Origin of the sequence: Desulfosarcina ovata subsp. ovata, from assembly GCF_009689005.1 — a bacterium.
Lineage (GTDB): Bacteria > Desulfobacterota > Desulfobacteria > Desulfobacterales > Desulfosarcinaceae > Desulfosarcina > Desulfosarcina ovata.
In genome coordinates, this window is the sequence record NZ_AP021879.1 from 3889657 (window position 1) to 3912154 (window position 22498).

The window sequence follows — 22498 nt, forward strand, 5'->3', positions numbered from 1 at the left end:
TGCGCGCACACCGGTTCCCTGGTTGACTCGTGCGCCGGACAATGATCAGCGGATTTGCCGATGGACCTGTCAGCTGGCTTTGCCCATGGGACAGGCCGGATAGCGGCACACCGGACACTCCAGACACATCCCCCCAACAGAAAAGCGAGCCAGGTCCCGGTCATCCAGCCGTTCACCGGCCAACAGACGGGGCAGGACCAGGTCGAACACCGTGGTCTTGTGGTGCAGGCCGCAGGCCGGAATACCCACGATGGGCATATCTTGCTTGTAAGCGATCTGGAACATGGCGCCGGGCAGGACGGCGGCACCATAATAAAGGCTGTCGGCACCAGCCTTGCGGATACCGTGGCGGGTGACATCATCCGGGTCGACGGACATGCCGCCGGTGGTGATGATCATCTCCGTATCTCCGGCGGCGAAACGACAGACCGTGTCGGCAATCTGATCCACATCGTCGGGAAGGATCACCGTCTCCTCGAGGGTGGCCCCGAAGGCGGAGAGCTTGTCCTTGACGATGGCCTCGAAGCGGTCTTCGATGAGTCCCTCGTAAACTTCGTTGCCGGTGATGATCAGACGGATTTTTTTTCGATGGTAGGCCTTGACGCTGAAAATGGGACTGTGTTCACGGGCCAGGGCCACGGCCCGGTCAAGCACCGGCCGATCAATCACCAGGGGAATGGCCCGGGTGCCGGCCACGATCTGGCCTTTGGTGACGGGTACGTTGTTGTGCATGGAAGCGCACATGACGTCGGGAATCAGGTTAAAGGCTTCCAGAGCCTCGACATTGATTTTCAGAAGCCCGGTATAGGCGGCCCGGAGCTGCAGTTTGCCCTCGTTGGGGGAACCGCTGAATGTGACGCCGGGTCCGGCCAAGACGGCGGCCAATTCGGCCACGGCATCGTCTTCATGGACCTGGTCCGCATTGAGATCAAGAATATAAAGGTGCCGCTTGCCCAATCGCATGAGCCGGCAAACATCGGATTCTTCGACTTTATGCCCCCGCTTGAAAGAGGGCCCCTTGAATTCGCCGGGACGGACTTCGGTGATGTCATGGGCCAAGCGGGTGCCGATGGCCTCTTCAACCTTGATTTTGGTCATGCCGCCGTTTACTTGGCGGTTCTGATGGTTCTGGCACATGTCTATATCCTTATCTTAAACACTGGGTGGGTTAGGCGGTTTTCAGTTGCAGGTTCGGCTGCAGTGGCTCGTAATGGGCGCCGTATGCACAGGAACGGCAAAGCACCCTGCCGTTGAGCAAAACCTCTTTCTTGTCCCTAACCATGATTCCGCAGGACTCGCAACGGATTTTAAAGCGTGAGGGACCCGGCATGTCGTTAACGGGAACGTCCACATGTACCGGCATGATGTTGAACAGCACATGATCGGGCATGTTTTTATAGCCCTCGAGCTGCTGCTGGCGGATATCGTCAATCCCCGGTGCATACTCACAGGCAAGATCCCTGGATGACTCGGTGGAAACGATGCGATAGGCCACACCGGTTTCCAGGTTGACGAAAGTGGCCGCCATGATGCCGTTGTCCAGAAATTTCAGGGAGCGACGGCCCAGCTTGACCCCGGTCACATAGGCGATGGCATCGGTGGCACAGCGGTCGATCTCAACATAGACAACGAGCTTTTTGATCTGAGGCATCTGGCTGGGATTATCCAGACCGATAAGCTCGCATCCTAACATGGCCATGCGAACGCCCACTACCTGGCCGGGGCACAGATGCCCGTGGGCGCGTGCTGACCCTGCGAGCAAGGTTTCAAAACTTTCCATGTTGTTCTCCATGTTGTGGTTGTGTTTTCCCTATGGTTATTGTGTTCTGTTTAGCATAACCTTACGGGAAAATAAAACCTTTTTTTACTGCCGTCAACGCTATAGAACATATGATCACCCGAAAAATTTGTACTTTTATAAGCGCTTCATTTCTGTCAGTATAAACGACAATCGAATGGCACGGCTATTTTTTATTTCGTTATCGCTGATTGGTTTTGGAGGCGTTTTTGAAGACTGCGAACCCGTTGTGGAAATTTTTTTGTTCGGTCCAATTGACCATTGTCCTGCTGCTTTCCCTGGCGCTCACTTCGATTATCGGTACGGTGATCCCCCAGAACGAAAATCCCGATGCCTATTTGCATGCGTACGGCGCTTTCCGCTATCAATTGCTGGATGTGCTTGGGGTTCTGGACATGTACCATTCATGGTGGTTCCAGGGCTTGCTGGTGCTGCTGACCGTAAACATTGTGGTCTGCTCCATCGATCGCCTGCGGGCCGGCTGGAAACTGATTTTCAAGCGTCGCCCAACGGTAAACCCCGAACGGTTTGCCCGGCGCTCGGATGCCCGCACCGTGAACGACAAGCGGGACGTGGAGACACTGGTGAAAGCCTATGAACCGCTGGTGGCCAAGCGTTTCGCTCACTGTCAGGTCGTCCGGACCGGCGACTCGACCGCCATTTATGGGGAAAAAGGACGCCTTTCCCGCCTGGGGGTTTACATCGTTCATCTGAGCGTTATTTTTCTGCTCTTCGGTGGCCTGGTGGGGTCTTTTTTTGGTTTCGAAGCGTTCGTCAATATTCCCGAGGGAGAATCCATCGATACTGTCCGCCTTCGCAATACCGGTCAGCTTCACAAACTTGATTTTCAGATCCGTTGCGACGACTTCAGTTTGACGCTTTATGAAAATGGAGCTCCCAAAGAATATCGGTCCGCCCTGACCCTTCTGGAAAACGGAAAGCCGGTAAAAAAGAAGGATGTCATTGTCAACGCCCCCTTACGCTACCGGGGCATCAACATTTTCCAGTCCAGTTACGGCAAACTGCCTCCGGACCGAATGAATCGGTCCGTAATGCCGACGCCGGGACCGTCGGATCACTATACCCTCAGCTTCACTTCGAAAACATCGGGGATGAGTTACCACAAGACCGTCCAGGTGGGCACGCCGGTGGATCTTCCCGAGGGGTTGGGCCGGTTTCTGCTGATTTCCTATGAAGCCCAGGCGGATTTTCGCGGTATGGACGTGGGGGCCGCACTGAAGGGCATCATCACTCCGGCCGAGGGCCAGCCGGTGGATGTGCTGCTTCCGTTGAAGTTTGCCAATTTCGACAAGATGCGCGGCGGCGATGTGGTGATCGCCGTGACCGGACAGCCCGGGGGTAGCAACTCTGCCCCGCCGCCTGCCGAAGCGCGCTACTATACCGGCCTGCAGGTGACCCGCGATCCGGGTGTCTGGCTGGTCTATTCCGGCTTCATCCTGATGATCGCCGGTTGTTTCGTGACCTTTTATCTGTCTCACCAGCAGGTGTGCATCGTTATTGAAAAACAAAATAAGAGCAGCCGGGTAATCCTGGCCGGCACCACCAACCGCAACAAACTGGCCATGCAAAATGGTATTGATAAAATGTTTACGGCCATGACCAATGCCTGATTCGCCGGCCATTTGACCCAAAGGAGTTCAACACCGCCAATGAGCAGTTCACAGTTACTTTCCATCGCGACATTTGTTTTTGCCCTGGCCGCGTTTTGCTATATTGCGGCGCTGATTTTCAAAAAACCGCGGTTGACGCAGCCGGCACGTTGGGTCGTGGTGGCCGCGGTCCTGATGACCACAGCAGGGATCCTGCTGCGCTGGGTGGAGTCCTACCGGATGGGCATCGGACACGCACCGTTGTCCAACCTATATGAATCACTGGTCTTTTTTTCATGGACCGCCGGGTCGCTTTACCTGTTCATGGAATTTAAATACAAAAACGCGCTGATTGGGGCTTTTGTCATGCCCATCACGTTTCTGGCCATGGCCTACGCCTCCATGTCTCCCAATATCAATGATCGCATCCAGCCCCTGGTGCCGGCCCTGAAGAGCAACTGGCTGATCGCCCATGTGGCCACCTGTTTTTTGGGCTATGCCGCCTTTGCCGTGGCGTTCGGCATGAGTATCATGTATTTGATCAAATCCGGAAGTCCGGAAAAGCAAAATGGGGTCATCGGGCACATTCCCCGGATCGATGTGTTGGATGAACTCACCCACCGGATGGTGCTGTTCGGCTTCCTTTTTCTGACCGTCGGCATCATCACCGGCGCGGTATGGGCCAATTCAGCCTGGGGCACCTACTGGTCCTGGGACCCCAAAGAGACGTGGTCGCTGATTACCTGGTTTGTTTACGCCACCTTGCTGCACGCCCGACTGATGCGTGGCTGGCAGGGGAAACAGATCGCCTATCTTTCCATCCTGGGATTTGCCGCCGTGCTGTTCACCTACTTTGGCGTTAACCTGCTACCCGGACTGCACAGCTACGGAAAAGTATGAAAGGCGGAAAAATGAAAATCATGCTGGATCCCCTGGACAAAGCCATTCTCAACCGCATTCAGACCCGTTTTCCGCTTTCTCCGAGACCGTTTGCGGTCATTGCCGAAGAACTGGCAACCACTGAAAAGGAAGTGCTTGAACGGGTCGCCCGGCTTAAGGCGGATGGCATTATCCGGCGCATCGGCGGAAATTTCGTCCCCGGCAAGGTCGGGTTTGTGAGTACCCTGTGCGCGGCGCAAGTACCCGAAGCGAAACTGGAGTTGTTTGCCCGTGCGGTAAACACATTTCCCGGCGTGACCCATAATTATCTGCGGGATAATGCTTTCAATGTATGGTTTACTTTTATCGCCCCCTCCAAGACGATCATCACTGACCACCTGGCGCGAATTGCCAAGCGGACCGGGGTGACACGAATTCTCAACCTGCCGGCCACGCATGTTTTTAAGATCAAGGCCAAATTCGATTTGTAGATAGTGTCCATCCAGAAATAGGCAAATTTGGTTGAGATCAAGGCGCCCGAAAAATTTTACCACAGGCATATGGTTGATATTCCGAGGATAAAATTTTTCGCGCAACGCCGATATCGGGCAAATTGGTCATTTCTGGATGAACACTAGATAACGGTGCCGCCCGGTTGCTCCGGGGGGATCGGCCGACAAGGCCAGGCGTAGCGGTGAAGCCCTTATGGCCGGTCGCTGAGAATACTTTCTATTTTTTCGGAGAGGTCGGCGATCTGGTAGGGTTTCTGGATGACCGATGACGGCGGCGTGTCGCCGAACTGGCTGATCACCTGATCCACTGCCAGCCCGCTGGCAATAATGACCGGTATTTCGGGCCTAAGTTCCCTCAGGCGGTTGAACGTGGCCTTACCGTCCATTACGGGCATGGTCAGGTCCAGCACGACACAGCCAATGGCTTCACCGTGCCTGGCGAATTCTTCCACGGCCTTTTCGCCGCTGAGTGCGGTAATTACATGATGGCCCAATCGCTGGAGAATGGCTTTGCCCACTTCCAGCACCATCTTCTCATCATCGACCAGTAAAACCGTACGGCGCTTGGAAACATCGCCGTGGGCATCGTTATTCATCACACTGTCCTTGTATTGATTTGGTGACCGATGGATTCTCCGCAACGGATTGGAAAGGCCCAGCGCTTTTCAGCGACACCATCGTCAAATATCATAATAGTTTAAAAATTAAAGGATTTCAAATTTAAAATAATGATCTCACTATTATAAACCATAAGGTGCCGGCTATGTGAAAAAATTAAGATCGTAGAACACCGGCTTGCCTATCCGGATTCCATCCAGATCGATGTGGACATCATAGACCAGGATCTCGACGCCGTTTTCGGCCGCCTCGCGCAGTTTCCGGCCGTAGTCGGGATCGATTCGGTCCTCAGGGGCGAAACGGTCGGCATCCATGCGTTGGACCAGAAAAAACATGGCGCAACGATATCCATCGGCAACCAGCCGCTGCAGTTCCATCAGATGTTTCTGCCCCCGGACGGTCACCGCATCGGGAAACGTGGCCAGGCCGTCGTTCACCAGCGTACAGTTCTTTACCTCCACATAACAGGGCCGGCGATCCGGCGACTCGAGGAAAATATCGATACGGGAGTTTTTGCCTGCTTTCACCTCGCGCCGGACCGATGCATACCCGTCAAGTTCGGTGATCTGGCCGGCGGCAATGGCATGGGCGGTCAGGCGGTTGGGAATCTGGGTGTTGACGCCGACCAGGGAGGTTGGCATGTCGATCAGCTCCCAGGTGTACTTGAGTTTGCGCCGTGGGTTGTCGTGAAAAGAGAGGTAGACCCGGCGTCCGGGGTCGCAGCAGGCCTTCATGCTTCCCGAGTTGGGGCAGTGGGCGGTAACGATCCGCCCATCTTTCAGGCGAACATCGGCCAAAAATCGTTTGTAGCGTTTGATCAGTGTTCCTTCGATCAACGGCGGCCAGGCAATGGCGCCGCGCTCAATGGATGCTTCGGTGCCTGCCACAGCACTCCTTTCCGTTGCTTCAGAAGATTTCTTGCGGCATGCCATTGAAAAGAATGTTCAGGATATCGTCTTTGGAAAAGTAATCTCCGCTGCCGATCCCCGGACACGCTTTTTGGGTGGCCTTCCAATGGGTCTCGGATCGCAGGTTGCGAAACCAGAAGGGAAAGGTGCGGCACTGGGTCGGGCGCACGGGGTAGACGCGACAGCCGTCCTCGAAAAAAAGACAGCGGCCGTCCTCTGTCTCATTGATCCGGTAGCCATCTTCCCAGGGCGTCAAATAGGTTTCGATCACCCGAGATACCGGCAGGCCCAGATACGCGGCAATCGCTGCGGTTTCCCTCGCATTGACGTGTACGATCCCCGGTGCCCCGGTGCAACACGTGCCGCACCGCCGGCAGGTGAAGCGAATGCCGGTATCGAAAAAATAGGGCCGTTGCGCCAGCCGATTCAACATTCACTCCCTGTTCCTTTAAGATCCGCCCGATAAATGAAGGGGCTTGCCTGCCGCGACTTTTACCAGAAGCCGCGCGGCAAAGTCAAACCGGGTTGCCGCCATCCAGCTCTGACGCATGAATAAAAAGAATCAGGGGTTGGTCACGATTAGGGCCCCACTTTTCATCACCCGGCTAACGTCTTCACACTTTTATGACCAAGATTTGCTCCTCAGACAATTGTCATGACATAATCTCAATTATGTCTGACCGTGGACTCCCATCTCTTCCAGGCTTGAGAGGCTGTTTCGCTTTGTTTTGGTACGGCTACTGCTACACCAACCGAAGCTGAAAAGGGGCGGCCAGACGAATTTCCAGCCATTCATAATCCAACCAGGGGTTGGCTATGGTCTCGCGAATAAAGCGAATAAGGCCTCGCACGCCGGTATCTTTGACGACCTTGGCCAGCCGTTCCGAATAGCGAGCCAAAACGTTGAACATATGGCCCAGACGCATTAAATAGTGATATCCCTTCATGACATTCCAGTTATACGAAAAGCAGTGCTCATAGCGATATCCATGATGTTTTTCAACCAGGATACCGGTTTCGATGCCCCAGCGCGCGCGTGCGCCCAGATTGCACCGTTCGTGAAGATTAAACCGGTTCAACGGTTTGCTGGACAGCCACACGTGTCGGCTGCTTTTGTCCTCCAATTGCCCGGTTTGCGGGTTAACCTGTTGCCAGCGCTCTTGGCATTCGACGACGTGCAGGATTTGGCTTTTTTTATCGTTCGGACCAAACCGATAGTCGATACTGTTTACCCATTTGAACACCTGTTTTCTGTTGCCCCATCCCTGGCGGAAACGATTTTTTATCTCAAGTGCCGCAAGCGCTTCAAATTCACTCATCACGCTGGGAAGGGATTTGTCTTTCAGGACGATCATGAACTGCCATTTATTTTTGCGGCAAACCTCTACCACGGGACCCTTGGCGTAAAGCCCATCGATTAACACCATGATTTTCAGCGCCGGAAAGGCCGACTTCAGGCGTTGGGCCAATCGGTAAAAGGCTTTAAGCTCGCAGTCCTGTTTATCATTGGCGGTGTCGCCTTCGGTGTAGCTTAACATTTCACTCATCAACGGAATAGTCATGCCATCGCGAAACGCCAGATTGGCCTCTAAAATATAGACATGGTATTGAAGGTGCTCCCCATCCGCTTGCGTAACGGTGCGCTGCAAACACTCCTCGGCCCAAATCCAGTCACGCTTAAATTTGCCGGTGCCATCGATCGCGATCGGATAGCACTCGTCAATCAAATAGCGCCGAAATTTCTTTTTCCGGATCAATTGCCGGATCAACTCAAGATGCAACTGTTCGATTTGATTGACGTCGATCACCGCCAGTAACCGTTTGAGCGTGTCATGATGGGGCAAACTTTCAAGCTCTGGGAAGAAAAACTGCAGATTCTGCCAAAACAGCGGCCGGGACATCTCCCGGTTGGCCTCGCGACTAGAGCTCATCTGAAAAACAAACATCAGTATCCCATAGATCATCAGGGTCGACAGATTGTGCTTGATCTTTTTAGGATTTCTCGGGTCCTCGATTTTGGACAGTTGCTTAAGCAGCACAGGCATCTTGGCCCGAAAGATCCCTATTTTCTCGGCAACCGCCTCATTGCGGGCAGTGTACTCCTGCTCAATGCTTTCGTATTTACACTTGCCGTTTGAAATCGTGGCATGTGATGGCGCCTTAAAGCCCTTGGCCTTTTCATCCTGACGCAATTTTTTCTGTGCATGTTTGCGCTGTTTGATTTGGGCTTTGATCTGCTCACGACTGGGTCTGCGGCTGGTTTTTTTCATCCGTCAGCCCTCCCCTGAACATAACACTTGCCGAAAATTATCCGCCAGCGGATAAACAAAGATCTTTTTCGGACTGGTGGCGTAGCTTTGACCCTGTCGAATAAGCCCCATTCCGCGGGTCATGCCAAGATACCTAAAATTGGCCGCCCGGTAGCACGTCCCATCGAAATAGTGCGGATCGACAAAGGTTTCCAGCAAAACCGGCCGATAGCCCCAGCGCTCCTGCCAGTGCCGCCCCAACTCCCTGATCGCCTTGCCCAATGCGCAGCTTGCCAAGTACCTGACCTTTACCCACGGAAAAATCAAATACCGCCCATTGTTGACAACAAATCCCAGGTTCCGCAGTCGCTCGTTGGTGCTCCAGCCGATCCATTGATCTCTCTTGATTAGCGCTTTGGCCGCTCCTGAAAACAGCATACACCCCAATAGCGTGCCTGCGCCTTCGACAAAATAGCGCAAATAACATCCAAATGGCTTCTTGTCCCCCAAGTAGTGGTAACGGCTCAGGTATTCATTAAAAAGCGCCTTATCTGCTTTGCCTTGTACGACCCTGAGCCGGATCGGCCCGATATCCGAAAGCTTGCCCACGACTGGCTCTTGAGGCTGGATCCGATGGGATGCTATCGGCTGCTTGCCGCTTTTGCGGCCGCTATCGCGTTTAGCGGGCAATCGTATGCGCCCTTGCGCTTCCAAACGCTTGAGCAACTTCAGGCAGGCGTCCACTTTATTGCCGCCGGAAGCGGTGTGCCAGCCCAAATGCTCACATACCGTTTGGGCCAACTCCCACTGACTCAACCGCCAAAATGTCTCAACGGTTTCGCGAATTTGCGCAAGCTCCTCACTCTCAATCTGCCGTCCACACTGGACTATCAAAGCGACCTCCTTTTCAAGTGTAGCGTCACGACTAGGATGCGTGCTTACAAACATCCTATGCTACCTCTACCAAAAGCCCGATCGCTTGTCTATAGCTATTTTGAGACAAACTTTTTTTGATGTCTGTCTATCTCGCTGGTATCAGTGGGTTTAAATAGTTATGCGTCAGTGCTGGCCGCCATCCGACAAATTTCCGGTGTCCACTGAAGTTGCGCACGAAAGGAGAATGCGATTGAATGCAGATTGGCTTCATCGGCCCGGTGCCAAACCGAAGCATAAAAAAATGCGCCAGGCAATGCTCGCCCGGCGCATTTGGATCCAATCTGTTCTGGGTTTTATTGTTGGCAGTAACCAGGGCCATAGCCCATGCCGCTACCGGGCCCCATGTTCGCGCCGTAGCCCATGCCACGTTGGTGGTACCCCCCGAACCGACCATGGTGGCCATTGCCGCGGCCATTTCCGAAAAATCCCCGGCCGGCATCAGGATTGATCTTGCGGATGGTCATGAAGTGAGCCAGACGTTTCTGGGCCAGGCCGGCGTTCAGTTTGGATACTTCCTCCTGCAATGCAGCGGCTCGTTTCTGGTCCGGGGTTTTCTTGGCGACTTCAGCGCGCAGTTCCAGCCGTTTGGCATAAAGATCCTGGCGCAGATTTTTGGTTGCATTGAAATAAGCCTGTCGCTCGTTATCCAGTTGCTCACGCTGTTCATCGGTCAGGTTGGCGTTGGGGCAGTTATATCCCCATCCGCTGCCCCGGTAGTCGCCGCTACGGGATCCCATGCCTTTGCCGGCAAAGGCGGTGCTTCCCATTGCAATAAAAGCCACGGTCATGACGCTGACAGCAATTGTACGAATCTTTCTGGTTTTCATGATACAGTCCTTTCTTTGTGTAATGACATCGTTCTGGATTGATTGGCCCACATGTTGTTTCGCTTTGCCAATCCCTTTGAGCAAAGCAGATGCCAAATGCGGTTGCCTTTGTTTGAAAAACAGCGTAACCTGCTAAATCTATATACTAAAAAAGTATTCGAGGTTTTTCTATACCCCGATCGGGCATTGGATCGCCTGGAACCGCTTGGTTAGAAACGGACCAGGTTAAAAGGGCCGACCGGGTAAAAACGTACCAGATGGTTTTGCCTGGATTTTCCGATACCGGCAATGCGGCATGCTGATTGGCTGTTTTATGAAATTCGGTAAGCTGGCAACCTTCTTGTATTCCACATTGAGGATGAGCAAAAACAACAAAAATAGGGTTCTTTTGTCCGGTTTTTCACCGTGGATCATTCTGGGGGCCGTGGCGGTTCTGCTGCCCATCGTGGCCATGATGACCATGGAGAACATCAACCGCCAGAAGCAGCAGAGTATCCGTCTGATGACCGGAAAGGGGGCGGCGCTGATCCGCTCTTTCGAGGCCGGAACCCGGATGGGCATGCGCGGCGGGCACGGCAGTGGTTTTCAGCTCCAGCGCCTGCTGGTGGAAACGGCGGCCCAGGAGGATATCGACCATCTTGTGGTGGTCCGGCTTGACGGAACGGTGGTGGCCCACAGCCAGGGCGATCAGGTGGGATCGCGCTACGGAACCGAGTTGGACCTGGATTCCATTTTTGCGTCCGCTGAGCTGGGTTGGCGCCGGCAGGTTAACGAATCGGGCGAAACCGTTTTTGAAATCTACGAAAAATTTGCCCCCCTGGCCAGAAGGCCGATGCGACCCATGCACAAATATATGATGAATATGGCGAGACGGTCCGGTGACGGGATGCAGGCCCCCCCCATGGTGATTTTCGTGGGTTTTCATGCCGATGATTTGGATGCGGCTCGCGCGGCTGATATTCGGCACACCATTGTGATGGCCGTTGTGCTGCTGCTGGTGGGGTGTGCCGGCGTGCTGCTGCTTTTTCTGGCCCAGAACTATCGCGCCACCCGTACCTCCCTGGCTCAGGTTCAGGTATTTTCCGACAGTCTGGTTTCCCGGATTCCCATTGGTCTGATGGCCGTGGACCGGGAGGGTCGGATCACCACCCTCAATCCGGTGGCCGAATCGATCCTGGGGATGAAGGCGGACGAGGCCATCGGTCGCCAAGCCAATGCTGCCGTGCCCCAGGCACTGACCGCGATTTTGGACAGTCCCGCCGACATGGTGGAAGAGGAACTGCTCTGCCCGGTCGACGGTGACCGGCGCATTCCCATGGATGTGAGTGCGGCCGCCCTGAACGATGAAAACGGCGATCGCTTTGGCCAGGTGATCCTCTTCAAGGATCTGACGGAGATTCGGGCCCTGCAGCAGGAACTGGAAAAGAACCGCCGGTTGATCATGGTGGGACGCCTGGCTGCGGGCGTGGCCCACGAAATTCGCAACCCCTTGAGTTCAATCAAGGGGTTTGCCACCTATTTCAAGGAAAAGTACCGGGACAGTGACCGGGATCAGGAGATTGCCGGAATCATGATCCAGGAGGTCGACCGCCTTAACCGGGTGGTGGGCCAACTGCTGGAATTTTCCCGGCCCATCAAGCTGCACTTCCAGCACGTTCGCCTGGACGATTTTTTCAGGGACAGCTTCAGATTGGTCGAACGGCAATACCAGGCTGCCGGTGTGGAAATGACCCTGGCACTCTCCGATGACAATCTTACCGCTGTCATGGATGCCGACAAGATGGGCCAGGTCCTGCTCAACCTTTACCTCAATGCCCTGGACGCCATGGTCGCCGGCGGGCATCTGAGCGTGACGGTTTCCGGCCATGCCGACGGCGGCACGTGCATTCAGGTTCACGATAGCGGCGGCGGTATCGATCCCAAGGATCAGCCCCACATTTTCGAGCCCTACTTTTCAACGAAAAAGAGCGGTACCGGGCTGGGACTGGCCATTGTCCACAACATCATCAAGGCCCACCGGGGAGATATCCTGGTGGACTGCCCGCCAGCCGGCGGAACGACGGTCGAGATCACCCTGCCGGCGGCAAAGGAGGCCTGATGCCCGAATCCTATCGCCTGCTGGTTGTTGACGATGACACGGCCCACCGGACCATGCTGCGTACCCTGGTGGGCGGGTGGGGCTACACCATTGCCGAGGCCGATGATGGTGACTCGGCCATCGAAGCCGTTCAGGCCGCGCCGGTCGATCTCGTTCTCATGGATATCCGCATGGTCCGCGTTTCCGGTATCGAAGCCCTGGAGCGTATCAAAAGCATCAACCCGGCCATCCCGATCGTGCTCATGACTGCCTACGCATCGGTGGATATGGCTGTTGAAGCGCTGAAAAAGGGGGCGTACGATTATCTGATCAAACCGCTTGATTTCGATAAGCTCCGGTTGACCCTGACGCGGTCCCTGGAACATATTCATCTGAAGCGTGAAAATCAGCAGCTCAAGGACCAGCTGGCCACCGGTACCCTGACGGCGGAAATGATCGGCAGCAGCCCGGCCATGGTTCGGCTGATGGAGACCGTGGCCCAGGTGGCGGTTTCCGAAGCGACGGTGATGATTACCGGCGAATCGGGAACCGGCAAAGAGCTGGTGGCCGCAGCGATCCACACCAACAGCCCGCGCAAGGCGGGCCCGCTGGTCAAGGTCAACTGCGCCGCGATCACCGAGACTTTGCTGGAGTCCGAACTGTTCGGCCATGAAAAAGGGTCCTTTACCGGCGCGGACCGCCGCAAGGAGGGGCGCTTTGTTCAGGCCCACGGCGGCAGCCTGTTTCTCGACGAAGTGGGCGAGATGCCCATTGCCATGCAGGTCAAGCTGCTGCGGGTGCTCCAGGAACGGGAGTTGACCCGGGTTGGCGGTGACCAGGTGATCGCCGTGGATGTGCGCCTGATCGTGGCCACCAATCGGGACTTGGCCCGGATGGTCGGCGATGGCACGTTCCGGGAGGATCTTTATTACCGGCTCAATGTGGTGGAACTGCAAACCCCGCCGCTCAGGCAGCGCCGGGAAGATATTCCCCTGCTGGCCACCCATTTCCTGAACCGTTTTGCTGAAAAAAACCATAAAACCGTGGACCGGTTTTCGCCCCGGGCCATGGATCTGCTGATCCGCCACGACTGGCCGGGCAATGTGCGTGAACTGATGAACACCATCGAACGGGCAGTTGTCCTCTCGCGATCCGACTGCCTGGATGAGGCCGATTTCCATGTACTGGCAAAGGACGCGCCGGATACCGATGCCGCGTCGTCAGGCGCCGTATTCCCTACTGATCTACCGTTGGAACAGATTGAGCGAGAGGCCATTGCCAACACCCTCTCTTCTGCTGGCGGAAACAAAAGCGAGGCTGCCCGAAGGCTGGGCATCACCCGGAAGACATTGAGAGAAAAAATTAAAAAATACAAGATACTACAATGAATTCTACTTGCCTTTAGATGATGCTTGATTGCTTCTGGAAAAATTAAAGTCACTTCCTCGCTTGCCGATATAGATCCCATCAGTCGGTGTGACATGTTCCGATTGTCAGATGGATTGATTCACTGGTGGACCGGCCGCCGGTGACTGGAAACGACCTGCCATGATCTGCGCAGCATGGCTTTGCTGATGTCATCAAGAAACGGAACGCTTCGGATGCCTAGTGCAGCAACCATTCTTGAACTGGTCAAGAAAAACAAACGTCTGGAAGAGGAAAACAAACGTTTCCGAGCAGCCAGGGGATCCAATCGCGGGAGTGAAGAGCGGTTTCGGCTGATTTCCGAAACCATCCACTTTGGCGTGTTCGAACTCGACCAAGAAGGCAGTTGCCTTTATGCCAATACCAGTTACCAGAAAATTTTCGGGCTCAGCCTGGCGGAGAGCCTGACCCGGGACTGGCGGGAACTGCTGCACGACGGTGACCGTGGGGCGGTTTTTGCAAACTGGGCGGCAGCACTTGAAAAGATGGCCACCTTTTCTATGGATTGCCGCATCATCCGTCCCGACGGTACCCACCGATGGGTACATGTGCATTCGGAGCCGGTTTTCTCCGATGAGGGCGGTCGTTATACCGGTACGGTGGAGGATATCACCGACCGCAAACAGGCAGAGGAGGAACTGAAGAAGGCCAAAGAGACCGCCGAAAGTGCCAACATGGCCAAGAGTCAGTTCCTGGCCAACATGAGCCACGAGATTCGTACCCCCATGAACGGGGTCATCGGTTTTACCGACCTGCTCCTCGACACCGGACTCAGCGATGTGCAACTGGACTATACCCAAACCATCAAACGCAGTGGTATCGCCCTCTTGTCGCTGATCAACGACATCCTCGATTTTTCCAAAATCGAGTCCGGGGAACTGGATTTTGAATCGATCGAATTCGATCCCGAACTGCTGGCTTACGACGTTTGCGACCTGGTCCGTCCCAAGATCGGTACCCTTCCCGTGGAATTGCTCTGCCGGATTGACGACAACATGCCGGCCATGGTTCAGGGGGACCCCTTAAGGTTTCGCCAGGTGGTCACCAACCTGTTGGGCAATGCGCCCAAGTTTACCGAGTCCGGTGAAATCGAACTGGCCCTCCTGGTGGATGAAGAGACTGACGACCAGGTCAAGCTGCACGCCATTATCCGGGATACGGGGATCGGCATCCCCGAAGACAAACTGACGGCGATCTTCGAACCCTTTCAGCAAGCCGACGGTTCCACCACCCGCAAGTACGGCGGAACCGGTTTGGGGCTGTCCATCTGCAAGCAGATTTCCAACCTGATGGGGGGCGACGTCTGGGTGGAAAGCCGGATCAGCGAGGGCAGCATCTTTCATTTTACCGCCTGGCTGGGAAAGTGCGCGGAAAAACAGGCTTCGCCGACGATGGTTCCGGTATCTCTCAAGGACGTTCGTGTTCTGGTGGCGGATGACAATGTCGCCAATGCGAAGATCCTCAAACAGGTGCTCGATGCCTCCGGTATGCAGACCACGCTGGTTTACCGGGGCGAGGATGTGCTGGCGACCCTGGAGGACGGCTTTGCCCGAGGCGTGCCCTTTGCGCTGTGCATTTCAGATATCCGTATGCCGGATATGGACGGGTTTGCCGTGGCCAGACAGATCCGGTCATCGTCGGCATCTTTTTCCAAAATTGCCCTGATCGCCCTTTCCGGTGCGCTGGAGCGTGATGCCCAGCGGTGCGAGAAGGCCGGTTTCAACGGGTTTCTGAGCAAACCGGCCCGCCGTGAAAAACTGCTTCAGATGATCGGCCGTGTGCTCTGCGACTACAGTCCGGATAACGATTGCCAGCCTGAGCCACATGAGAAGATCCATACCCAGTATTCGGTCCGCGAGGACCTCAAACATTCCATTCGGATTCTGATGGCCGAAGACAATCCCGTTAACCAGAAGCTGGCCATGCTGATGCTGGGCAAGGCCGGCTACAAGGTCGAAGTGGCCAGCAACGGGATCGAAGCCGTAGAAAAATATACGGCTACGCCGGACGCCTTCGATCTCATCTTCATGGATGTCCAGATGCCGGAAATGGACGGCAAGGCGGCTACCCAGGTGATCCGCCAGAAAGGGTTCGATCAGGTTCCGATCATTGCCATGACCGCCCATGCCATGAAGGGAGACCGCGAGATGTGTCTGGACGCAGGGATGAACGATTACATCACCAAACCCATCAAACGGGAAGCCGTGTTTGCGATTATCGAAAAGAACGTACTAAATAAGGAGAGAATATGAATTTAGATATAAAGGCGCTGGCAGACGATATCGGTCTGGACGAGGCGGATTACCGCGAGTTGGTGGAACTGTTCATGCAGACCGGTATGGCGGATTACAACCAGCTCAAGGCGGCACTGGACGAGGGGGACGCCGGGCAGGTGGCCCGCAGTGCGCATACGATCAGCGGTGCCTCCGGTAACCTGGGGCTCATGCAGGTCCACGAAGTGGCCAAACGGGTTGAACAGGCCGCCAACGAAAACCAGATGGCGGATCTTCCCGCTGACGTGGCGACCCTTCGAGGATTCTTTGACGATATTGCCCGGATCGTTGCGGTGTGACCTTTCCCCCTACCTCAACGCAGCGCCTTTGAATGCCAACTACCAAATGTCAAATGGTGGAATCCTGTCCAATTTGAATCGATCTTATCCTTCAATTGACATTCGGGTTCTGGCATTTGGCATTCATTTATCCAAAAACGAGGTTCGCCGATAACGCCATTAACCGAACTCCAACTCAAATGCGGTTTCCCTGTGGCCGCTTCATGCCTTTCTCGACAAACCTGCCGGGCCGATGCTATAGTCGCCGGATGATTCAGTATCCCCATGACCCGCTGAACGACCTTTTTCCCCGCCTGGTCAGTGCCCTGGAACACGGCGGGCGACTGACCCGTGCCATTCTTGACTATATCGGCGCGACCCTGTTCGACCCTTCCCCCCGCCGGCTGGCGGCCTTTTTGGCCGATGACGACGACAGCGAGCGGGACAGCCTTCTGGATCTGATTTTCTATCCGGACGAGGCCTTTCAGATCCATCTGGAACCGCTGTTGGCAGCATCTCCCGTTACCCCTGAGGATGAAGCGGCCCTGAAGCGCCGTCTGCTGGAACGAAAGATCCAGCTCACGATCCGCCTGCCCGACAAACGCCCATTGACCCATCTCGTCCTGCCCGTTTTTATCAAATCCCAGTACATCGAACGGTTGAAGCTCTCCTGGCAGTTGGATGGCCCCGTGGCTGCAGCCATCGCGTCCGGCGTCTCGCCCGCGCGGGTGCCCATGGTGCGGGTGCGACTGCGCAACAACGGCCTGCGTGTCCAAAAAAGGGGACGGCAGTTTTTATGCCGTTTTTTTGAGTGCATGCCTGACGACGAACCCGACTACCTGGCCTGCCTTGACCTGGTGCTGCCGTTGCTGGAACGGGCCAGGGGGGATGCCGACTTTTACGACCCGTTGGTGAACCATAAACGGGAGCTTTTTCGCACTCTGCAGCAGGCCCGGCGTTTCGAGACCCTAATGCGCCAGTCCAACATGGAGATGCTGATGCTTCAGGGCGTCCGGGCGCCCCATGCCGACAGTGGCCAACTGCTGGAACAGATGCGTCTGATCGATCGGATCTGTCTGGGGGTTTTCGGCCACACCGAGACCCTGCAACTGCCCATGGAAGAACCGCAGCGTGAGATTGCCGACCTGGACGATACCGGAGCCGTCATCCGCTCTTTATGGCGCTGACCCGGTGCCGGGCGTATTTACAAACCCGATGAAATGGGATAGTCATTTCCACGCAGACGACCGATGCGGCGCTGTCGGCGCCGGTAGACGGACCGGAAAGGAAAGGGCGTTATGAAACGCATTGCCATTGTTATTATGCTGTCCCTGTTTGCCGGGGTGATGATGGGCGGGCTGGCGCCGGCATCTGCGGTGACGGAGGCTGAAAAGACCATCGACACGATTATTGCCGGTGTTGAATCGCGTTACAATGTCACCGGATTTACTGCGGAATTCGACCAGGAGTCGATTCTCAAGGCCATGGCGGTGACCGATACGGCCTCCGGCCGATTGATGGTACGGCAACCGGGCAAAATGCGCTGGGAGTACCTCGTGCCGGAACCCCAGACCATTATCACCGACGGCCGTGACCTGTGGGTGTTCAGGCCGGAGGAGAACCAAGTGATGGTGGGCAAGGCGCCGGCTTTTTTTGGCGAGGGCAAGGGGGCCGGGTTTCTCTCCAACATCAAGACCGTTCGCAACAGTTTCCGGATTTCCCTGGAAACCGCAGACGATCCGGAATTTTACCGCCTGCGCATGGTTCCCGACAAGGCATCGGCAGATCTCATTGAGGTCAAACTGGATGTGGCCCGGGAAAGTTTTGACGTGGTTCGGATCATCACCGTCAATGTCTACGGGGATGAAACCCGGATCGAACTGAAAAATGTCGACTTCACCGCGACGCCATCCGAATCGTTATTCCGCTTCGAGGCGCCGGCGGGCGCCGACGTCCTGCAGATGAATCCGTAACACCCGCGGCCGCAGCCGCAGCCGCCAAGCGATACGCCCCTAAAGGATCTATCCATGCAAACCAAAATCAGAAAGCTGCTCAAGGAAAACAACGCCGTCCTTCTGGCCCACAACTACGAGCCGCCGGAAATCCAGGCCCTGGCCGATATGTGCGGCGATTCGCTGGAACTGAGCATCCGTGCCGCCGATACCGATGCGGATGTGATCGTTTTCTGCGGGGTTCATTTCATGGCCGAAACCGCCTCGATCCTCTCTCCGCAGAAGACCGTGCTGCTGCCCCGTGCCGATGCCGGCTGCCCCATGGCCGACATGATCACCCCCATGGCCCTGAAGGCGCGACTGGCCGCCATACCCGCCATGCCGGTGGTGACCTATGTGAACTCGTCGGCGGCGGTCAAGGCCCTCTCCACCATCTGCTGTACTTCGGCCAACGCCATTGAAGTGGTCCAGAGCCTGACTGAAGATGAACTGCTCATGACGCCCGACCGCAACCTGGCGCAGAACACCGCCAGGCACACGGACAAGACCATTCACTTGTGGGATGGCTGCTGCCCCATCCATGACCGGCTCAGCGTGGCCGATGTCGAGGCGGCCCGCAAGGCCCATCCTGAAGCATTGTTTATTGCCCACCCCGAGTGCCGGCCCGAGGTGGTCGCCTTGGCCGACGCCGCCTTGAGCACCTCGGGCATGATGCGTTTTGCCGCCGAATCCGAGGCCAGCGAGTTTATCGTCGGCACGGAGGTGGGCCTGCTGCATCCGCTGGCACAGAAAAACCCGGGCAAGACCTTTTATCCGGCATCGGAAACGATGATTTGCCCGGACATGAAAAAGATCACGCCCCGGGATATTCTCACCTGTCTGGAGAACATGTCCGGCCAGGTCCGCGTGCCTGAGGAGATTCGCATACCGGCACTGGCCGCGGTGGAGCGGATGATTGCCCTGTCGCGCTGAAGCTGACGACAAAAACGCCGGCATCCCCCAAAAAGGGGCAACGCCGGCGTTTTTCAAACCCTCTGTTTTGCGGCACGATTACATATTGTCAACCATGTCGTCAGGAATATCCGCGTTGGTATAGACCTTCTGGACGTCGTCGCAGTCTTCCATGGCATCCATCAGTTTGAGCATGCGTTCGGCTTCGTTACCCGACAGCGGGCTCATGTTCTGGGGAAGCATGGTTACTTCTTCGTCACTGTAGGTGATCCCGGCACTGTCGAGGGCCGCCTGGACGGCCTCGAAATCTTCGGGGGCGGTGATGACTTCGAAGCAGTCATCGTCTTCGCGGACGTCTTCGGCACCGGCGTCAAGGGCGACTTCCATCAGCTTTTCTTCGTCTGCGTCTGCCTTGTCCACGTTGAAATAGCCCTTTTTGTCGAACATCCAGGCCACGCAGCCGTTTTCCCCCATGTTGCCGCCATACTTGTTGAAGATGTGGCGGATTTCGGCCACGGCGCGGTTTTTGTTGTCGGTCAGGGATTCCACGAGAATGGCGGTGCCGCCGGGACCGTACCCCTCGTAGGAGCTCTCCTCGTAGCTGACGCCTTCCAGTTCGCCGGTACCTTTCTTGATGGCCCGCTCAATGTTGTCCTTGGGCATGTTTTCCGCTTTGGCCGCGGCCACGGCGGTGCGCAGCCGTGGATTGGCCTCGATGTCGCCGCCGCCGGTACGGGCGGCAACGGTAATCTCTTTGATCAGTTTGGTAAAAATCTTTCCCCGTTTGGCATCCTGAGCACCTTTACGGTGTTTGATGGAAGACCACTTATTGTGTCCGGACATAGTTTCCTCCTGATTGGCGAATCCGAATGCTACGGTTCACATCGTCGTTATTTTTTCCCCAGGCCGATGACAAATACCTCCCGGCTGGCTTTTCGCGTACTTTTCGGCCGGAATGCCGCCTGCCGCTGGAAGCGCTGTTTCACGGCATCGGTAAACGTTTTGAAATCGTTGCCCTGAAAGATTTTGCAGACGAAGTGCCCACCCGTGACCAGGGTGTTGTCGGCAATGGCCAGGGCCGCCTCGCACAGCCCTACCGATCGGGCCTCGTCCACATGGCGGTTGCCCGTGGTGGCCGGTGCCATGTCGCTGAGTACCACATCGACCCGGGTCAGCGCCAGTCCGGCCAGGTGGCCTTCCAGGTCGGCCACGTCACCGGTGATCACGGTCACATGATCGGGCAGCGCGATGGTGACGGGGCTCAGGTCGATGCCCACCAGCCGGCCTTCGGGGCCGATCACCCTGGCGGTAAACTGCAGCCACGAGCCCGGTGCGCAACCCAGATCCAGAACCCTCGCCCCGCGATTGAGAATGCGGTGTTTTTTCTGGATCTCCTGAAGCTTGTACACCGAACGGGCCGCGAAGTGGTCCCGCTTGGCTTGGCGGGTGTAATGATCCGCCCACGGGTTCTGCTTCTTTTGAGATGATCGCTTCATATCTTTTCGACCGGTTCAAGTCAAGTCCAACCACCCGTTCAGGGCAATCTCAATCGTCAATATAATAAGTGTGTTGTCAATCCGAAAGGCGATGATACACCATCAGAACAAGAGCTCCACGGCCGCTGCCACCGTCGACACGCCCTCGAGATCGAGGCCTTCGGGCTGGCGTAACCGTTTCAGGCTGCCCAGCGGCACCACGCAACGGGTAAAGCCCATTTTCTTGGCCTCCAGGACACGGATTTCCAGGTTGCCCACGGCACGCACCTCGCCGGCCAGTCCGACTTCGCCGATCACCAGCGTGTCCTTGCGGATGGGGCGGTCCAGGAAACTGGAGGCCACCGCCGAGACAATCCCCATGTCCACGGCCGGCTCGACGATTTTGACCCCACCGGCCACATTCATGAAGATGTCGTGCCCCATCAGGTGCATGCCCAGCTGTTTCTCCATGACCGCCACCAACAGGGCCACCCGGTTGGCATCCAGACCGAGAATGGTTCGCCGGGGTGTTCCGAAGCTGGTGCTGGATGCCAAGGCCTGAAGTTCCACCAGGATCGGCCGGGTACCTTCCATACTGGCCGTGACCACCGAGCCGGCGGCGTTTTCCGGCCGTTCGGAGAGAAACACCGCCGACGGGTTGGCCACCTGGCACAGGCCGCGCTCTTTCATTTCGAAAACGCCGATCTCGTTGGTCGAGCCGAATCGGTTTTTCACCGCTCGCAGGATACGGAAAATGTGGTTGCGGTCGCCTTCGAAGTAGAGCACCGTGTCCACCATATGTTCCAGGAGGCGCGGACCGGCAATGGCTCCCTCCTTGGTCACGTGGCCTACCAGAAACGTGGGGATGCCGGTGCGCTTGGCCATGAGCATCAGCCGCATGGTCGATTCGCGGACCTGGCTCACACTGCCCGGTGCGGATGTGATTTCCGGGCTGAACATGGTCTGGATCGAATCCACCACCAGCACGTCGGGCTGTTCGCTTTCCACCATGGCCATGACCGCGTCGATATCGATCTCCGAAACCACCAGTAGGGTAGGAGACTGGGCCTCCAATCGGCGGCTGCGCAGGCGCAGCTGGCGAACCGACTCTTCACCGGAGACGTAAAGTACCTTGCGACCGGTGGCGGCCATGCCGTGCAGGGCCTGGAGCATCAGCGTCGATTTGCCGATGCCCGGGTCGCCGCCGATCAGAACCAGGGTGCCGGCCACCAGGCCGCCGCCCAATACCCGGTCAAACTCCTCGATGCCGGTTAAAAGCCGTTCCTCATCGACGATTTCGACAGCATCGATGGGAACCGGGCGATTGCCCCTGTCGGTCATGCGTTTGTTGCCGGGTGCCGGCGGTCGCCGGACCTCTTCGGCAAAGGTGTCCCATCCGCCGCATTCGGTGCAGCGGCCCAGCCATTTGGCGGATTCATATCCGCAGAACTGACAGACAAAAAGGGATTTGGCGGTTTTTCGTGCCATTTGGAAAACGTGCACCTTTATCAATTATCGACCGTATTAAATACAACGACGCCCATGATCGACTATCACGTCCGAACCCTCCTTTGCAACCACGCCACGGGTGCCATGCAGGGCAATCGCATGTAAACAAAATATCGGGAACCATTGTCGCAGACTATGTCATTTCCTGCAGCAAAAGCTGTGAATTGACGCATTTGCAGGAAGCTGTAGGAGTGGTCCATGACCGCGAAAAAAGAAATCAA

At 56.1% G+C, this 22498-nt stretch carries 21 protein-coding genes; 10 read left to right on the plus strand and 11 right to left on the minus strand.

The window, feature by feature from the left end; all coding sequences use genetic code 11:
• Positions 1-69: 69 nt before the first annotated feature.
• Positions 70-1137 (minus strand): molybdopterin-binding protein, encoded by a 1068-nt coding sequence (locus tag GN112_RS17210; protein ID WP_231713840.1) that lies wholly within the window; start codon positions 1135-1137, stop codon positions 70-72.
• A gap of 31 nt (positions 1138-1168) precedes the next feature.
• Positions 1169-1780, minus strand: a complete 612-nt coding sequence (locus GN112_RS17215; RefSeq protein WP_155311348.1) for an FmdE family protein — start codon at positions 1778-1780, stop codon at positions 1169-1171.
• Positions 1781-2007: 227 nt separating this feature from the next.
• On the opposite strand from GN112_RS17215, the gene resB reads away from it, so the two are divergent.
• The 3 genes from resB to ahbA are packed head-to-tail and all read left to right on the plus strand — an operon-like array spanning position 2008 to position 4778.
• Positions 2008-3429, plus strand: a complete 1422-nt coding sequence (gene resB, locus GN112_RS17220) for a cytochrome c biogenesis protein ResB (RefSeq protein ID WP_162458978.1) — start codon at positions 2008-2010, stop codon at positions 3427-3429.
• A 39-nt stretch (positions 3430-3468) separates the two neighbouring features.
• On the plus strand, positions 3469-4308 hold the full coding sequence (ccsB, locus tag GN112_RS17225) for a c-type cytochrome biogenesis protein CcsB (protein WP_155311350.1): 840 nt from the start codon (positions 3469-3471) through the stop codon (positions 4306-4308).
• An 11-nt stretch (positions 4309-4319) separates the two neighbouring features.
• Positions 4320-4778, plus strand: a complete 459-nt coding sequence (gene ahbA, locus GN112_RS17230; RefSeq protein ID WP_173179559.1) for a siroheme decarboxylase subunit alpha — start codon at positions 4320-4322, stop codon at positions 4776-4778.
• A gap of 212 nt (positions 4779-4990) precedes the next feature.
• Here the strand turns inward: ahbA and GN112_RS17235 are convergent, their stop codons facing one another.
• The 6 genes from GN112_RS17235 to GN112_RS17260 form a co-directional block, all read right to left on the minus strand.
• Complete coding sequence (locus GN112_RS17235) at positions 4991-5395, minus strand: response regulator (protein WP_155311351.1); 405 nt, start codon at positions 5393-5395, stop codon at positions 4991-4993.
• Between the two features lie 165 nt (positions 5396-5560).
• Positions 5561-6304 (minus strand): DNA/RNA nuclease SfsA, encoded by a 744-nt coding sequence (sfsA, locus tag GN112_RS17240; RefSeq protein WP_231717048.1) that lies wholly within the window; start codon positions 6302-6304, stop codon positions 5561-5563.
• Positions 6305-6323: 19 nt separating this feature from the next.
• Entirely contained in the window at positions 6324-6758 is a 435-nt protein-coding gene (locus GN112_RS17245; RefSeq protein WP_155311353.1) for a YkgJ family cysteine cluster protein, read from the minus strand.
• Between the two features lie 310 nt (positions 6759-7068).
• Positions 7069-8595 carry a transposase family protein gene (locus GN112_RS17250; RefSeq protein ID WP_155310218.1) on the minus strand — a complete coding sequence of 509 codons (1527 nt, stop codon included), beginning with the start codon at positions 8593-8595 and terminating at the stop codon, positions 7069-7071.
• Positions 8596-8598: 3 nt separating this feature from the next.
• Positions 8599-9468 carry a Druantia anti-phage system protein DruA gene (locus GN112_RS17255; RefSeq protein WP_162458872.1) on the minus strand — a complete coding sequence of 290 codons (870 nt, stop codon included), beginning with the start codon at positions 9466-9468 and terminating at the stop codon, positions 8599-8601.
• Between the two features lie 335 nt (positions 9469-9803).
• Complete coding sequence (locus tag GN112_RS17260; RefSeq protein WP_155311354.1) at positions 9804-10337, minus strand: Spy/CpxP family protein refolding chaperone; 534 nt, start codon at positions 10335-10337, stop codon at positions 9804-9806.
• Between the two features lie 358 nt (positions 10338-10695).
• On the opposite strand from GN112_RS17260, the gene GN112_RS17265 reads away from it, so the two are divergent.
• The 7 genes from GN112_RS17265 (at position 10696) to nadA (ending at position 19314) form a co-directional block, all read left to right on the plus strand.
• Positions 10696-12435, plus strand: a complete 1740-nt coding sequence (locus tag GN112_RS17265; RefSeq protein ID WP_162458979.1) for an ATP-binding protein — start codon at positions 10696-10698, stop codon at positions 12433-12435.
• On the plus strand, positions 12435-13802 hold the full coding sequence (locus GN112_RS17270) for a sigma-54-dependent transcriptional regulator (protein ID WP_155311356.1): 1368 nt from the start codon (positions 12435-12437) through the stop codon (positions 13800-13802). Before GN112_RS17265 ends, GN112_RS17270 begins: the two co-directional genes overlap by 1 nt.
• Before the next feature lie 213 nt (positions 13803-14015).
• On the plus strand, positions 14016-16091 hold the full coding sequence (locus GN112_RS17275; RefSeq protein WP_162458980.1) for a PAS domain-containing hybrid sensor histidine kinase/response regulator: 2076 nt from the start codon (positions 14016-14018) through the stop codon (positions 16089-16091).
• Entirely contained in the window at positions 16088-16411 is a 324-nt protein-coding gene (locus tag GN112_RS17280; protein WP_155311358.1) for an Hpt domain-containing protein, read from the plus strand. The genes GN112_RS17275 and GN112_RS17280 overlap by 4 nt, the downstream gene beginning before the upstream one ends.
• Before the next feature lie 203 nt (positions 16412-16614).
• A complete protein-coding gene (locus GN112_RS17285; RefSeq protein WP_155311359.1) occupies positions 16615-17577 on the plus strand; it encodes a hypothetical protein in 963 nt (320 codons plus the stop codon).
• 111 nt (positions 17578-17688) lie between these two features.
• Positions 17689-18363, plus strand: coding sequence for a LolA family protein (locus GN112_RS17290; RefSeq protein WP_155311360.1), 675 nt, complete (start codon positions 17689-17691; stop codon positions 18361-18363).
• A 54-nt stretch (positions 18364-18417) separates the two neighbouring features.
• A complete protein-coding gene (nadA, locus tag GN112_RS17295; RefSeq protein WP_155311361.1) occupies positions 18418-19314 on the plus strand; it encodes a quinolinate synthase NadA in 897 nt (298 codons plus the stop codon).
• Positions 19315-19392: 78 nt separating this feature from the next.
• Here nadA and GN112_RS17300 read toward each other — a convergent pair whose 3' ends face one another.
• From GN112_RS17300 to radA, 3 genes are all read right to left on the minus strand, one after another.
• Positions 19393-20136: a YebC/PmpR family DNA-binding transcriptional regulator gene (locus tag GN112_RS17300; RefSeq protein ID WP_155311362.1), complete on the minus strand. Its 744-nt coding sequence runs from the start codon at positions 20134-20136 to the stop codon at positions 19393-19395.
• 47 nt (positions 20137-20183) lie between these two features.
• On the minus strand, positions 20184-20789 hold the full coding sequence (locus tag GN112_RS17305; RefSeq protein ID WP_155311363.1) for an RlmE family RNA methyltransferase: 606 nt from the start codon (positions 20787-20789) through the stop codon (positions 20184-20186).
• A 102-nt stretch (positions 20790-20891) separates the two neighbouring features.
• A complete protein-coding gene (radA, locus tag GN112_RS17310) occupies positions 20892-22256 on the minus strand; it encodes a DNA repair protein RadA (RefSeq protein ID WP_155311364.1) in 1365 nt (454 codons plus the stop codon).
• Positions 22257-22498: the final 242 nt, after the last annotated feature.